Annotated in this window: 13 protein-coding genes; 6 read left to right on the top strand and 7 right to left on the bottom strand. The window is 76.1% G+C overall.

Annotation, left to right across the window (positions count from 1 at the left end; genetic code table 11):
• Position 1 precedes the first annotated feature (1 nt).
• The 5 genes from ACVJO7_RS18055 (at position 2) to ACVJO7_RS18035 (ending at position 5,075) form a co-directional block, all read left to right on the top strand.
• Positions 2 to 1,552, top strand: coding sequence for an ABC transporter permease (locus ACVJO7_RS18055; RefSeq protein ID WP_491673853.1), 1,551 nt, complete (start codon positions 2 to 4; stop codon positions 1,550 to 1,552).
• Positions 1,552 to 2,595 (top strand): ABC transporter ATP-binding protein, encoded by a 1,044-nt coding sequence (locus ACVJO7_RS18050; RefSeq protein WP_491673852.1) that lies wholly within the window; start codon positions 1,552 to 1,554, stop codon positions 2,593 to 2,595. Before ACVJO7_RS18055 ends, ACVJO7_RS18050 begins: the two co-directional genes overlap by 1 nt.
• A gap of 97 nt (positions 2,596 to 2,692) precedes the next feature.
• Positions 2,693 to 3,190, top strand: a complete 498-nt coding sequence (locus ACVJO7_RS18045; RefSeq protein WP_491673851.1) for a dimethylamine monooxygenase subunit DmmA family protein — start codon at positions 2,693 to 2,695, stop codon at positions 3,188 to 3,190.
• Positions 3,187 to 4,107, top strand: coding sequence for a PDR/VanB family oxidoreductase (locus tag ACVJO7_RS18040; protein ID WP_491673850.1), 921 nt, complete (start codon positions 3,187 to 3,189; stop codon positions 4,105 to 4,107). The genes ACVJO7_RS18045 and ACVJO7_RS18040 overlap by 4 nt, the downstream gene beginning before the upstream one ends.
• Positions 4,104 to 5,075, top strand: a complete 972-nt coding sequence (locus ACVJO7_RS18035; protein ID WP_491673849.1) for a heme-dependent oxidative N-demethylase subunit alpha family protein — start codon at positions 4,104 to 4,106, stop codon at positions 5,073 to 5,075. The genes ACVJO7_RS18040 and ACVJO7_RS18035 overlap by 4 nt, the downstream gene beginning before the upstream one ends.
• Here ACVJO7_RS18035 and ACVJO7_RS18030 read toward each other — a convergent pair.
• The 6 genes from ACVJO7_RS18030 to ACVJO7_RS18005 all read right to left on the bottom strand — a co-directional run bounded on the left by ACVJO7_RS18030 (position 5,050) and on the right by ACVJO7_RS18005 (position 11,397).
• A complete protein-coding gene (locus tag ACVJO7_RS18030; protein ID WP_491673848.1) occupies positions 5,050 to 5,904 on the bottom strand; it encodes a universal stress protein in 855 nt (284 codons plus the stop codon). The two genes, ACVJO7_RS18035 and ACVJO7_RS18030, sit on opposite strands and share 26 nt — an antisense overlap.
• 34 nt (positions 5,905 to 5,938) lie before the next feature.
• On the bottom strand, positions 5,939 to 6,844 hold the full coding sequence (locus tag ACVJO7_RS18025) for a hypothetical protein (protein WP_491673847.1): 906 nt from the start codon (positions 6,842 to 6,844) through the stop codon (positions 5,939 to 5,941).
• A gap of 61 nt (positions 6,845 to 6,905) precedes the next feature.
• The gene (locus ACVJO7_RS18020) at positions 6,906 to 8,279 is read right to left on the bottom strand and encodes a DUF2252 domain-containing protein (protein WP_491673846.1); all 1,374 of its coding nucleotides are present in this window, start codon (positions 8,277 to 8,279) and stop codon (positions 6,906 to 6,908) included.
• 60 nt (positions 8,280 to 8,339) lie between these two features.
• Entirely contained in the window at positions 8,340 to 9,533 is a 1,194-nt protein-coding gene (locus ACVJO7_RS18015; RefSeq protein ID WP_491673845.1) for an alcohol dehydrogenase catalytic domain-containing protein, read from the bottom strand.
• 72 nt (positions 9,534 to 9,605) lie between these two features.
• The gene (locus ACVJO7_RS18010; RefSeq protein WP_491673844.1) at positions 9,606 to 10,373 is read right to left on the bottom strand and encodes a class I SAM-dependent methyltransferase; all 768 of its coding nucleotides are present in this window, start codon (positions 10,371 to 10,373) and stop codon (positions 9,606 to 9,608) included.
• 28 nt (positions 10,374 to 10,401) lie between these two features.
• Entirely contained in the window at positions 10,402 to 11,397 is a 996-nt protein-coding gene (locus tag ACVJO7_RS18005; RefSeq protein ID WP_491673843.1) for a methylenetetrahydrofolate reductase, read from the bottom strand.
• 113 nt (positions 11,398 to 11,510) lie between these two features.
• Here ACVJO7_RS18005 and ACVJO7_RS18000 point away from each other — a divergent pair, with 113 nt between their 5' ends.
• A complete protein-coding gene (locus ACVJO7_RS18000) occupies positions 11,511 to 12,650 on the top strand; it encodes a hypothetical protein (protein ID WP_491673842.1) in 1,140 nt (379 codons plus the stop codon).
• Positions 12,651 to 12,658: 8 nt separating this feature from the next.
• Here the strand turns inward: ACVJO7_RS18000 and ACVJO7_RS17995 are convergent, their stop codons facing one another.
• On the bottom strand, positions 12,659 to 13,048 hold the full coding sequence (locus tag ACVJO7_RS17995; RefSeq protein WP_344017535.1) for a DUF2267 domain-containing protein: 390 nt from the start codon (positions 13,046 to 13,048) through the stop codon (positions 12,659 to 12,661).
• Positions 13,049 to 13,208: the final 160 nt, after the last annotated feature.

Raw genomic sequence — 13,208 nt, 5'->3', positions numbered from 1 at the left:
CGTGCTCCGCAGCGCCGTCCGACGGCGGTCCGGCGGGGCGGCACCGGCACCGGCGCTGGTCGCCGGTGCCGCCCTGGCCGGGCTGTTGATGCTCACCCCGCTGGTCTATCTCGCGATCCGGTCGTTCGAACGCGGCCCGGACTACGTGGTGAACGTGCTGACCCGGCCGCGGACCGGACAGCTGTTCGCGAACACGGTCGTGCTGACCGTGAGCGCGACACTGGTCTGCATGGTCGTCGGGACCGTCGCGGCGTGGCTGGTGGTGCGCACCGACCTGCCCGGACGCCGGGTGTGGGGGGTGTTGTTCGCGCTGCCGCTGGCCGTGCCGTCCTACGTCGCCGGATTCGGCTGGATCTCCGGCTTCCCCGGGATCGTCGGCTTCGGCGGGACGCTGCTGGTGCTCAGCTCGGTCAGCTTCCCCTACGTCTTCCTCGCCGTGTCGGCCACGCTCTCCCGGGGCGACGCCGGCATGGAGGAGGCTGCCCGGTCGCTCGGCCTGGGCCCGGTGCGGGTCCTGCTGACCGTCACGCTGCGCCGGGTGTGGCCGGCCGTCCTGGCCGGGGCGCTGCTGGTCGCGCTCTCGGTGATCAGCGACTTCGGGGTGCCGTCGCTGATGCGTTTCGACACCTTCACCCTCGGCATCTTCACCCGCTACCGGTCCACCTTCGACCCGACGCCGGCCGCGGTGCTCGGGCTGGCCCTGGTCGCGCTGGCGATCGTGGTGACGATCGCCGAGGCCCGGGTGCGCGGCCGGTCCACCGAACGGGTCGGGCGCGGCGCGGGCCGCCGGGCCGGGCCGACCCCGCTGGGCCGGTGGACGCCGGCCGGGCTGCTGTTCGTGCTCGTCGTCATCGGGATCTCGCTCGGCGTCCCGGCCTACAGCCTCACCGTCTGGACGATCGCCGGCGCGTCGGCCGGCATCGACCTCCCGCACCTGGCCGCGACCGCGCTGGACACCTTCCAGGTGGCCGGGCTCGGCGCGCTGCTCACCGTCGCGCTGGCGCTGCCGGTCGGGGTGCTCGCCGCCCGGCACCGGGGGCGGCTGGTGCGGGCCCTGGAGAACGTCACCTATCTCGGGTTCGCGCTGCCCGGCGTCACCGTCGGGCTGGCGCTGGTCTACCTGGGCATCCGGGTCTTCCCGCAGCTCTACCAGCAGCTGCCGATGCTGATCGCCGGCTACGCGGTGCTGTTCCTGCCGCTGGCCGTCGGCATCGTGCGGACCGCCGTGTCCGACGCCCCGGTGCGGCTGGAGGAGGCGTCCCGGTCGCTGGGCCGCGGCCGGCTGCAGACCCTGGCCAGGGTGACCGTGCCCCTGGCGGCGCCCGGGATCGTGGCGGCGGCGGCGCTGGTGTTCGTGTCGGTCGCCCGCGAGCTGCCCGCCACGCTGATGCTCCGGCCGACCGGCACCGAGACCCTGGCGATGGCGATCTGGTCGCGGACCGGGGCGAGCCAGTTCGCCGCGGCCGCCCCGTACGCGGTGCTGCTGGTGCTGCTGGCCGCGATTCCGACGCTCGTGCTCGACCGGGTGCTCCGGCGCAGGGGAGGGGACTGATGGACGAGGAGCCCGCACTGGTGCTGGACGGTGTCCACGCCGGACATCCGGGAACCCCGGTGCTGTCCGGCGTGGACCTGGCCGTGCCGGCCGGGACGCTCACCGCCGTGCTCGGCGGTTCCGGCTGCGGCAAGACGACGCTGCTGCGCACGGTCGCCGGGTTCCATCCGGCCGAGCGGGGCAGCATCCGGCTCGGCGGCCGGCTGGTCGCCGGGGACGGCGTGGCCGTCGCCCCGGAGCGCCGCCGGGTCGGCCTGGTCTCCCAGGAGGGCGCGCTGTTCGGCCATCTCGACGTCGCGGCGAACGTCGGGTTCGGGCTGGACCGCCGGGCCCGCCGCGGCGACCGGATCGGCGAGGTGCTGGAGCTCGTCGGGCTCGCCGGGTACGGCGACCGGATGCCCGCCGAGCTGTCCGGCGGCCAGCAGCAGCGGGTGGCGCTGGCCCGGGCGCTGGCGCCCGCCCCGGCGCTGGTCCTGCTCGACGAGCCGTTCGTCGCGCTGGACGCCGGGCTGCGCGCGGAGGTGCGCGGTCAGGTGCGCGACGCGCTCACCGCCGCCGGTGCGACGGCGGTGCTGGTCACCCACGACCAGCAGGAGGCGCTGGGCACCGCCGATCTGGTCGCCGTCCTGCGCGGCGGGCGGGTGGTGCAGTGCGCGCCGCCGCGCACCCTCTACGACTCCCCCGCCGACGTCGGGGTGGGCAGCTTCGTCGGCGACGCCGTGGTGCTCGCCGCGGACGTCGCCGACGGCGCCGCGGGCACCGTGCTCGGCCGGATCCCGGTCCCGGCCGGCACCGGGCCGGGCCGGTTGCTGCTGCGTCCCGAGCAGCTGCGGCTGCGGGCCCCGGACGGCGACCGCGAACCCACCGCCAAGGTCTCCGACGTCGTCTTCCACGGCCCGGACGCCACGGTGGTGCTCGATCTCGACGGCACCGGCCTGCTGGCCAGGGTCCCGGGCCGGTCGGACGTGCGGCCCGGCGACCGGGTGGTGGTCGAGGTCGCGGGCGAAGGGCGATTCTTCCCGGCCGGGCACGGCAGCGGTTGAGCCCCGGGCCGCCGTAGGATCGGCCCGGCCCCGGATCGGCCCGGATCGGTACAGCCCGGCACAGACCGGCACAGCCCGTGCCCAGGACAGGACCGCCATGCCCACGCCCGTCCCGCCGTACCTGGCGGTGGAGCAGACGACGCTGCCCCGCTATCCCGCGGCCGGCCGCTCCGCCGCCCCGCACCTGGTGGTCGCGGTGGGCACCGCGGTGCCGCCGCCGCTGCGCGCCGGTGACCGGCTGCGGGTGCTCGGGACCGCCGCGGACGCCGGCGGGCTGCTCGACGCCGAGCTGCCCACGATGGTCACCGGCTGGCGGATCCTGGTCACCGGCACCGAGAGCGAGGCCCAGCAGGTCCGGGCGGCGGCGCTGGCCCGCGGCGCGCTGGACTCCGAACTGGACCTGCGGCCGACCGACGTGGACACCGACCCGCACGGGGCCCGGCCGCGCACGATCCACTGCGGACACTGCCACCTGCGGTTCGCCGCGACCGCCGCGATCGGCGGCCCGGTGCGCTGCCCGGGATGCGCCCACCGGCTGGTCGTCGCGCACCACCACTCGCGCACGCACGCCGCGTTCCTCGGGAGCCCGGTGTGACGCTGGAGCTGCGGGTCGACGCGGTGACCGAGGCGTGCCCGGGGGTCCGCTCGGTCGCGTTCACCCGCGCCGACGGCGGGCCGCCGCCGTCCTACCCGCCGGGCAGCCACCTGGGCCTGGAGTGGGCGCCCGGGCGCTGGAACGCCTACTCGCTGACCGGCCCGTCGATCACCCCGGACCGGTGGCACATCTCGGTCGCGCTGCGCCCGGACGGCTCCGGCGGGTCCCGCCGGATGCACCGGCTGCGGCCCGGTGACCGGATGCGGGCGACGATGCCGCGCAGCGGGTTCGCCCCGGTCGACACGGCGCGCAGGCACCTGCTCGTCGCGGGCGGGATCGGGGTGACGCCGGTGCTGTCGCACGTCCGCTGGCACACGTTCTGGGGCAACCCGTTCTCGGCGCTGTACGTGCACCGGCCCGGTGCCGCGCCGCACCTGGACGAGCTGCGGGAGCTCTGCGGGGACCGGCTGACCACCGTCACCGGGCGCACGGCGGCGGCCGGGCGGATCCACCGGCTGGTGACGACGGCGCCGTTCGGCAGCCACCTGTACAGCTGCGGCCCGCCCGGCCTGACGGCGGCCGTCGGGGCGGCCGCCCGGGACGCGCACTGGGTGGACGCCCGGGTGCACAGCGAGACCTTCGAGCCGCGGACCGACCCGGGGCGGCCGTTCCGGGCGGTGCTGGGGCGCAGCGGGCGGACCGTCGAGGTCGGGGCCGCCGAGTCGCTGCTCGACGCGGTGCACCGGATCGGGGTCGCCGCGCCCAGCCTGTGCCGCAGCGGCGTCTGCGGCGAGTGCCTGACCCCGGTCCGCCACGGCGCCGTCGAGCACCGGGACGCCGTGCACGCCGGGCGGGACGGCCGGATCGCGCTCTGCGTGTCCCGGGCCGCCGGCCCGGTCCTGGAGCTGGACCTGTGACCGCCTACCCGGACGACCTGGCGTCCTACCCGTTCCCGTTGCCGCACAGCACCTACCGGATCAGCGCGAACGTCGAGCCGGCCGGTGTCGCCCGGCCGACCGAGGCCGGCTCGTGGGGCGGGACGGTCCTGCACGTCCCCGGCTCCGCCGACGGCTACGAGGCGGTCGCGGCGCAGCGGGCCGCGATCCTGGACCGGGAACCGGCCCGGTTCGTCGCCGCCGGGCACAGCCGGGCCGCCTGCTGGGACGCGCTGCTCCACCTCACCGGCAGGCTCGCCGCCGAGCAGCCGGACACCTGCTCACTGGTCCGCGACGGCGACCGGTACCGCTTCCGCAACACCCGGCTCGGCGTCGATCAGGAGTTCGTGTTCGGCGACGGGTCGACGCTGCCCGAGCATCCGCTGCGGTTCGCCTCCAGGCAGCTCACCGAGGACGTCGTCGTGCTCGGCGCCCGCGAGGGACGGCTCTGGCTCGACGCCGGCGCGGTCGCCGCCGCGTCGGTCTGGTCGGTCGGGTTCGACGCCGGGATGAGCTTCCGCGAGCTGCACGGCCCGGTGCCCGGGAACGGTCCCGGCGGGGTGTTCGAGCGGGCCGAGGGGTTCCTGCTGCGGATGGCGCCGGGCGAGGTCTACCGGCGGCTCAACTGGGGGCTGCAGCCCGACGACCGGCTCGACCTGTCGCTGGACGCGGCGCCGTCCTGGGCACCGGCCCGCCGTCCGCTGCGGGTCACCGACCCGGGCCGGGAGATCCACCTGCGGACCGAGGTGCAGCACCTGGTCCGGCTCCCGCTGACCGGCTCGGTGCTGTTCCTGATCGGGATCCGGCTGCTCGCGCTGGACCGGCTCGAACGGGTACCGGCGTGGCGCGACCGGCTGGTGTCGGTGCTGCAGACGCTGCCGCCCGAGGTGGCCGACTACAAGGATCTCGGCCCGCTGGCCGCGCTCACCCTGGCGTACCTGCGGCGCTGACCCGGGCCGGCAGCACGACGACCGGGCAGGGCGCGAACGCGACCAGCGACCGGCTCGTCGAACCGAGCTGCATCCCGACCGGCGGCGTGGCGCCGTACGGGCCGACCACCACCGCCCTGGCGGTCCCGGCGACGTCGAGCAGCGCCCGCAGTGCGGTGCCCTCGACGATCCGGGTGTGCACGTCCGGCACCAGGTCGCGGGCGGTGGTGGCCGCGGCCTCGAGCGCCGCGTGCGCCGCACCGGCGACCGTCTCCCGGTCGGCCTGCACCCGGTGCAGCCGGGTGCCCGCCCGGGCGACGACGTCCGACCAGGAGTGCACCAGGGTCAGCGGGGCCGCCCAGGCGGCGGCCAGCGCGGCGGCCTCGGCGACGACGGCCTCGTCGTGGTCGCACTCGCCGCCGCCGACGCCGGCGACGACCCCCTCGGCCCCCGGCTCGGCGTCCCGCACGATCGCCACCGGGACCGGTGCGCTGCGCGCCACCCGGTCGGCGAACCGGCCGGCGAGCATCGCGCCGGTCGCCCCGGCACCGTGGCTGCCCGCGACGAGCATCCGGGCCGGCCCGGTCGCCGCCAGCACCGCGTCGGCGATCCCGTCGGTGCCCGCGCCGGGCGGTGCGGGCAGCAGCTGCAGCCCGGCACCGGTCTCCCCGGCCAGCCGCTCCAGGTCCGCCGGCGCGTCCGGCCCGGCGGTGACGTGCAGCAGGCGGACCTGCATCCGCCACACCTCTGCCAGGTCACGCGCCCAGTGGGCGGCCCGGGCCGCGCCCGATGAACCGTCGACCGCCACCGCGATCTCGGTCCCGGTCGCCTCCCCGGTCGCCTCCGTCATGCGGCCTCCTCGGTCGTTCGCGCGTGCGTAGGGGCTACGACCCTGGCACATCCGGGGCCGGGCGCGCCGGATCCGGCACCGAACGGGTCGGCGGGTCGCCCACCGGAACCGGCCGGGACGACTCGGCGGCGGCGAGCCCGCGGTCGATCGCGTCCAGCGCGGCGTTCTCCAGGGCGCCGCCGCCGGCGTGCCGGGCCAGCCGGTCGGCGAGGCCGGCGGGCAGGTCGAGGCGCAGCCGGACCGGCTCCCCGGCCCCGGTCCCGCCACCGACCTGGGCCGGTGCCGTGGCCGGGTCAGGGGCCCCGCCGTCGGGTGCCGGGCGCGGGCGCAGCACCGCGGCGAGCACCGGCAGCGCGATGGTGCCGAGCGCGTCGACGATCCCGGCGACCCCCAGCCACCGCCAGTACCCGTCGTCGCCGCTGCCCGGGATCGCGCCGTCGGTGAGCACCGGGAGCAGGATCATCGTCGCGACCACCGCGATCGCGGCGAGCGTCGCCGCCAGCCCGGCCCGGATCACCCGGTGCCGGTTGCCGGCGAGCAGCAGGAGCAGGTTGGCGTGCGCCAGGCTCACCGCGAGCACGCTGAGCACGACGAACGACTTGAACATGCCCTCCTCGGGCCCGGTCGTCGACGCCCAGTCCCGCCAGATCAGCGCCAGCGCACAGACCGCTGCCCCGGCGCCGGCGACGATCCCGGCGAAGCCGACCACCCGCACGGCGCGGGTGACGACGGCGAGATGGCACAGCGCCGTCGTGCCGAACGCGGCGACCACCAGCGTGGTCAGCACGATCCGGAACTGCAGCTCGCCGAAGTCCCCGCCGAGCAGCGCGACGATGCCCAGCAGGGAGGCGACGAGCAGCGCCCCGACCACCGCGACGATCATCGCACGGCGCACCCCGCGCACGGTCCCGGCGGAGGTCACGGACTCGGCTCGGCTCATGCGCCGCAACCTAGCCCCCCGGCGCGCGCCGCCACCTGCGTAGCACTACGGGCCGGCGGGATCAGACGCCGCGTTCCACCGGCAGCCGGCCGGCCGCGACGGCGGCGGTGACCGCCTCGAAGTCGGCCTCGGCGACGTCGGCGTACCCGGCGGCCCACCCGGCCGTCGCCACTGCGAACCGCTCGGACCGGCCGAGGTAGCCGGCGATCACCCGGCCGCCCGGGGACTGCCCGTGCGCGCGGGCGAGCAGCGCCCCGCAGAGCGCGCCGTAGGCGCGGAACTCCACCGGGGACAGCGCGGCCGGGTCGATCGAGCCCTTCATGTCGCGGAACTGGCGCCAGTAGTAGTCGACCCGCGGCCGGTCGTCGGACTCCCCCGCCCAGCCGGTGATCCAGCCGAGGAACGGGTCCGAGGTGGCCTGCAGGATGCGCTGCCCGGCGACCACCCGGTGGCCCTCGACGTGGTCGGCGGCGCCCTCGTAACCGGGGATCACCGCCGGGCGGCCGCCGTGGCTGGTCAGCACCGACGCCTGCGCCTCCTTGGCCTGCAGGAACAACACCTCCCCGGCCGGCCCCTCCAGCGCGATCAGGTAGCAGCGGGTCCCGACGCTGCCGACGCCGACCACCCGCAGCGCGAAGTCCACCGGCCGGAACTGGGCCAGCAGGAACGCGACGTCCTCGCGCAGCGTGGAGCGGTACTGGTCGAACAGCTCCGGGATGTCGTCGGCGGACGCGTGGTTCACGTGCTGCAGCACCGGCGGCTGGTCGTCGATCCGCAGCACGCCGTTCTCGGACTGCACGGTGAGCTTGCGCAGCACCTGCTCCGAGGTGCGGCCGCGGGCCTTGTCGGTGGCCTTGAGCCAGGTCCGGCGGCCCGCCTCGCCGAGCCGCTCGGCGACGTCGGAGGTGTCCACCCGGTAGAAGTAGCGCTCCACCGCGGACAGCTCGACGAACTGCCGCAGGACCCGGCGGTAGGAGTCGGCGGCGGCGACCACCGCGTCCGAGCAGGTGTCCTCGGACAGGCCGATGTCCCGGCCGCCGATGTGGACGCTCGCCGCGAGCCGGCGGACGTCCCACTCCCACGGCCCGACGCCGGCCTCGTCGAAGTCGTTGAGGTCGAACACGAGCTCGCGCTCCGGCGAGGCGTAGAACCCGAAGTTGGAGATGTGCGCGTCGCCGCACAGCACCACGTCGATCCCGGAGACCGGCGCGTCGCGCAGGTCCCGGGCCATCAGCGCGGCGCCGCCGCGGTAGAAGGCGAACGGCGACTGGAGCATCCGCCCGACCCGGACCGGGACGAGATCGGGGAGCCGGGAGGCGTGCTGGCCCTCCAGCAGCCCGACCGGGTCGCGGTCGTCGGGCAGCACCAGGCGCGCCTGGTCACGGCGCTTCAGGTTCGTCCTGGCCCGCTTGGCCCCGTCCCGCACGGTCGTCATCCGGTTCCTCCCCGAGGGTGTGACAGACGATCACGATAGCCACGGGGAGGACCGGTCCGATCAGGAGGCGCCTGGTGTGAACAGCACCTTCACCGCGTCGTCGGACTTCTCCTGGAACATCGCGTAGGCGTCGGGCGCCTGCTCCAGCGGGAGCCGGTGGGTGGCGAAGTCGTCGACGCCCAGCGGGTCGTCGTCGCCGAGCAGCGGAAGCAGCTCGGGCACCCAGCGCCACACGTTGGCCTGGCCCATCCGCAGCTGGATCTGCTTGTCGAACAGGGTGAGCATCGGCAGCGGGGTGGCGCTGCCGCCGTAGACGCCGGACAGCGACACGGTGCCGCCGCGGCGGACCAGCGAGATCGCCAGCTCCAGCGCCGTCGTCGGGTCGGCGCCCATCTTCTGCATCAGGGTCTGCCCGATGCCGGACGGCGCGACCGCGGCCAGCTTCTGGCCGGTGCTCGCCAGCGGCGAGCCGTGCGCCTCCATCCCGACGGCGTCGATGACGGCGTCGGCGCCGCGGCCGTGGGTCAGCCCCTGGACGGCCTCGCGCACCTCGTCGTCGCCGTCGCGCAGGTCGAGCGCGGTGGTGCCGCGGGCCTGCGCCCGGCGCAGCCGCTCCGGGACCAGGTCGACGCCGATCACCTGGGCCACGCCGAGCCGGCGCGCGATCCGGGTGCACATGTCGCCGATCGGCCCGAGGCCGAGCACGACGAGCGTGCCGTCCTTCGGCGTGTCCGCGTACTGCACGGCCTGGTAGGCGGTGGGCAGCACGTCGGACAGGTAGACGAAGCGGTCGTCCGCCGGGCCCTCCGGCACCGCGATCGGCAGCGAGTTGCCGAACGGGACGCGCAGGTACTCGGCCTGCCCGCCGGGCACCTGGCCGTAGAGCTTGGTGTAGCCGAACAGCGACGCCCCCATCCCCATCTCGCGGTTCTGGGTGGTCTCGCACTGCGACTGCAGTCCCTGCCCGCAGGTCCAGCAGTTCCCGCAGCTCACGTTGAACGGGACCACCACCCGGTCCCCGACCGACAGCGCGGTCACCGCGGACCCGGTCTCGGCGACGATCCCCATGGGTTCGTGACCGAGCACGTCACCGGGATCGAGGAACGGGCTGAGCACCTCGTAGAGGTGCAGGTCGGAGCCGCAGAGCCCGCTGCTGGTGATCCGGACGATCACGTCGTCGGGCTGCTCGATCACCGGGTCCGGGACGGTGTCCACCCGGACGTCGCGGTGGCCGTGCCAGGTCAGTGCGCGCATGTGTTCTCCTCGTTGTCGGCTGCCCGCCGCCTACCCGGGTCCGTCCGGTGAAAACCGCTGGTGCACAACCGATCAGTGGGCGGTCGCGTGCAGCAGCCTGCCCTCGACGACGCCGTCGGCGATCAGCGCGCCGATCCGCCGGGACTGCTCCTGGGCGGCGGCGAACCGCGGGTCGTCGCCGTGGTCGCGGTCCAGGACACTCTCGACCCGGTCGATCCGCTGCCGCCACGCCGCGGGGGCCAGCGGCAGCTCGGTCAGCGCCACCTCGGCGGTGCGGGCGAACCCGGCCGCCGCCAGCAGCTCGTGCACCGCGGTCCGGGCCGGGAACAGGTTCCCGTCCGGCGCGCCGGGCGGGCGCGGCCGGTCCGCGACGAACACCAGCAGGCCCAGCGATCCGCCAGGACGCAGCACCCGGTGCGCCTCGGCGAGCACCGCGGCCTTGTCGCGCACCGTGCACAGCACGCCGAGGTTCCAGCAGGCGCGCACCGACACCGTCGCGAGCGGCAGCGCGTCGCCGCCGCCGACCACGGCGGGCAGGCCGAACATCGTCGCGGCCGCCCGGCACGCCGCCGGCATCGGGTCGATCACCACCGGGGCGGCACCGGTGGTCCGCCGGGCGTAGGCGGCCGGGCCGCCGGTGCCGCCGCCGACGTCGGCGAGCAGGTCGCGGGGGCGCAGCCCGCACCGCGCGGCCAGCCAGTCCAGCCCGGCCGGGCTGGCGCTGCCGCGGCAGGCGGCCGGCTCGGCATGGTCGTCGCCGAGCTCGGCGACCGCGTGGCCGGTCCAGCCGGCGACGGTGTCGAACTCGAGCTCCATGCGCTCCGGGACGGGATCGGCCATGCGTGCGGGCTACCCGGTGCCGGGCGGTCTACCCGCGGACCCGGTCCCGGATCCGGCGGGCGATCTCGGCCTTGATCCCGGTGGCGGCGGTGTCGTCGGCGGAGGTGCCGCGGCCGGACAGGTTCACCCCGGCGACGCCGTCCACCGCGAGCAGCGCGACGGCCTCGTCGACGGCGGCACCGATCCCGGCCTCCACCGGGTCCGGTGCGGCCAGCACCGCCCGCACCGTGGCCGGATCGAGCTCCAGGCCGGGGAACGCCTGCAGGGTCCGCGCACCGGCCTCGTCGGTGAACACGGCGACCCCGGCCAGCACCGGCAGGGTCGCGCCGGCGCCGTGGGCCCGGTCGACGAACCGGGCCACCCGCGCCGGCGATCCGGCGTGGTTGAGCACGGCGGCGCCGGCCCCGGCCCGCTGCTTCTCGGCGAGCCGGGCCGGCCGCAGGTCCACCGGCGGCGCGGCGGGCGACTCCGGCACGACGGCGGCCAGCCCGGCCCCGGCGGCCAGCCCGGCCAGCCGGGTGCCGTCCAGGTCGAACACCTGGCTGACGTCCGGGCGCACGCCGGGGGCGCGGGCGTCGCCGGTCACGCAGAACACGGCGTCGGTGCCCGCGGCGGCCAGTCCGGCGAGGTCCTGCTCCAGGACGACCCGGTTGCGGTCCCGGCAGGTCAGCGTCACCCAGGGCCGCCCGCCGGCCTCCCGGACCAGCGCGGCGAGCAGCGTCGGCGGGAAGTCCGGGGCGTCGTGGTACTGCCCGATCAGCAGCGCGTCACAGCTGCCGGACAGGATCCGGGCGTGCCGGGCGAGCGCCGCGGCGTCGTAGGGCGGGGAGGTCAGGTCGGCGAGCACCACCGGGCCGACCCCGGCCAGCGCCCGTGGGCGGGCGGACCGCCCGGGCGGGTCCGGCCAACGCACCACCGAGCCCGCGGTGAACGGGCAGGGGCCGGTCCCGAGCTCACAGCCCAGGTCCGGCCGGACCCCGCCGCAGGGCCCGAAGCGCATCCGCTTCGGACAGTCGCCGGACACCGGCGTCACCCCTTCCGTGAAGGCCCTTCGTGATCGATGTTCGTGATCGCCGATCGTGACACCGGTGGCCCCGGGATGCGCGGGACCGCGCCCGGCGCCTACCGTGCCGCGCCGTGACCGAATCGTCCCGTCCCACCGTCCTCGGCCTCCTCGCCGATCCCGGCCTGCCCACCGAGTTCGCCCACCGGCTCGCCCGCGACCTGCCCGAGCTGCTCGATCGCGACGCCGACGGCAGCTGGGAGGTCCGGGTCACCGACCACCGGATCGCGCTGGACCGGCACGGCGCGCTGCCGATGATCGAGATCGGCGAGCGGGCCCGGGAGCAGGACGGTCTCGACGCGGTCGTCCTGATCACCGACCTGCCGCGGCGGGCGGGCAGCGACCCGGTCGTCGCCGACGGTGCCACCGGCGCCCGGGTCGGGCTGGTGTCGCTGCCCGCGCTGGGCGCGTTCGACCAGTACCGGCGCTGCCGGGACACCGTGGTCCGGCTGGTCACCCGGCACCTGTTCCCATCCCGTGAGCGCGCGGGGGTCGGCCAGGACAGCGATGCCGGCCGGGCGGGCTCGCTGACCCGGCTCGATCCCGCCGACAGCGATTCTCCCGACGACGGCGCCGGCAGCGCGGGCGTCGAGGACGAGGTCGACGTCCGGCTCTCCCTCACCGGTCTGCGCGGCCGGGTCCGGCTGCTCGCCGGGCTGGTCCGGGCAAACCGGCCGTGGCGGCTGGTGCCCAGCCTGTCGCCGGCCATCGCGGCGGCGGCCGCGGGAGCGGCGTTCGGCATCTTCTACTCGAACATCTGGGAGCTGGCGAGCGCGCTGAGCGTCGGCAGGCAGGCCACGATCATGCTGGTCGCGCTGACCGGCATGACCACCTGGCTGATCCTGGACAACGGACTGTGGGAGTCCCGGCGCAGCCGGTCGCTGCGCGAGGAGATGCTGCTGTCGAACCTGTCGACGGTGCTGACGGTCGCGTTCGGCGTGCTCACCATGTACGTGCTGCTGTTCGGGATCACGCTGACCGCGGCGGTGCTGGTGATCCCGCCGGACTATCTCGGCACGAACATCATGCGCGAGGCCGGGATCGGCGACTACCTGATGATCGCCGTGCTGTCGGCGTCGATGGGGACCATCGCCGGTGCGCTGGGATCGGGCTTCGCCGACGAGGGCGCCGTCCGGCAGGCCGCGTACAGCCGCCGCGAGCAGGAGCGGCGGGCCCGGCTCGACCGGGAGGACGAGTCCGGGTCCGGCCGCTGAGGGACCGCTCAGCGGTGCCGCACCGCGTCGGTCAGGAGCAGGTCGGCGTACTCGGCGGGCAGCTGCGCGGCGAGCTTGCCGTACTCCTCGTCGGTCACCGCGACCGAGATCGCGGCCATCGTGGCGCGGGCGTTCCGGCGGGCCTGCGGCTGCGGGACGCCCGCGTCGTCGGCGACGCGGCGGTAGAAGTCGTCGAGGTCGAACCGCTCGCCGGCCCCCTCGGAGCCCAGTGCGGCACCGAGGTCGCCGGGCAGCTGCGCCGCCAGGTTCCCCGGCCGGCCGCCGGCCAGCCGATGGCCGAGCACGCGCAGGGTGGATCGGACGGCGCGGTCGGCGGCGGCCTGGTCGGGCAGCTCGGCGCTGTCGCGGACGGTGCTGAGGAACATCTCGTACTGCATCACCCGGGGCTACCCGGGCCACCGGTCCCCGACACCTGCCGGGCGGTCATCGGTCCGGCCGGTCAGACCCGAATCCGCGAGTAGCGACGGGCCTGCCGGTGGGGAGATGACGATAGGTGCCCGCTGACCTGCGATGATCGTGTTTGCGAAGACATGATGA

Source organism: Pseudonocardia sp. DxW, assembly GCF_058448985.1.
The sequence above is the reverse complement of the archived record's forward strand: the minus strand, read 5'-3'. Positions and strand labels throughout refer to the sequence as shown.

What these genes read in the sequence shown, in the direction of transcription:
- ACVJO7_RS18050 (WP_491673852.1), top strand. Translation starts at nt 1,552, where the DNA reads ATGGACGAGGAGCCCGCACTGGTGCTGGACGGTGTCCACGCCGGACAT.
- ACVJO7_RS18045 (WP_491673851.1), top strand. Translation starts at nt 2,693, where the DNA reads ATGCCCACGCCCGTCCCGCCGTACCTGGCGGTGGAGCAGACGACGCTG.
- ACVJO7_RS18030 (WP_491673848.1), bottom strand. Translation starts at nt 5,904, where the DNA reads ATGACGGAGGCGACCGGGGAGGCGACCGGGACCGAGATCGCGGTGGCG.
- ACVJO7_RS18025 (WP_491673847.1), bottom strand. Translation starts at nt 6,844, where the DNA reads ATGAGCCGAGCCGAGTCCGTGACCTCCGCCGGGACCGTGCGCGGGGTG.
- ACVJO7_RS18020 (WP_491673846.1), bottom strand. Translation starts at nt 8,279, where the DNA reads ATGACGACCGTGCGGGACGGGGCCAAGCGGGCCAGGACGAACCTGAAG.
- ACVJO7_RS18015 (WP_491673845.1), bottom strand. Translation starts at nt 9,533, where the DNA reads ATGCGCGCACTGACCTGGCACGGCCACCGCGACGTCCGGGTGGACACC.
- ACVJO7_RS18010 (WP_491673844.1), bottom strand. Translation starts at nt 10,373, where the DNA reads ATGGCCGATCCCGTCCCGGAGCGCATGGAGCTCGAGTTCGACACCGTC.
- ACVJO7_RS17995 (WP_344017535.1), bottom strand. Translation starts at nt 13,048, where the DNA reads ATGCAGTACGAGATGTTCCTCAGCACCGTCCGCGACAGCGCCGAGCTG.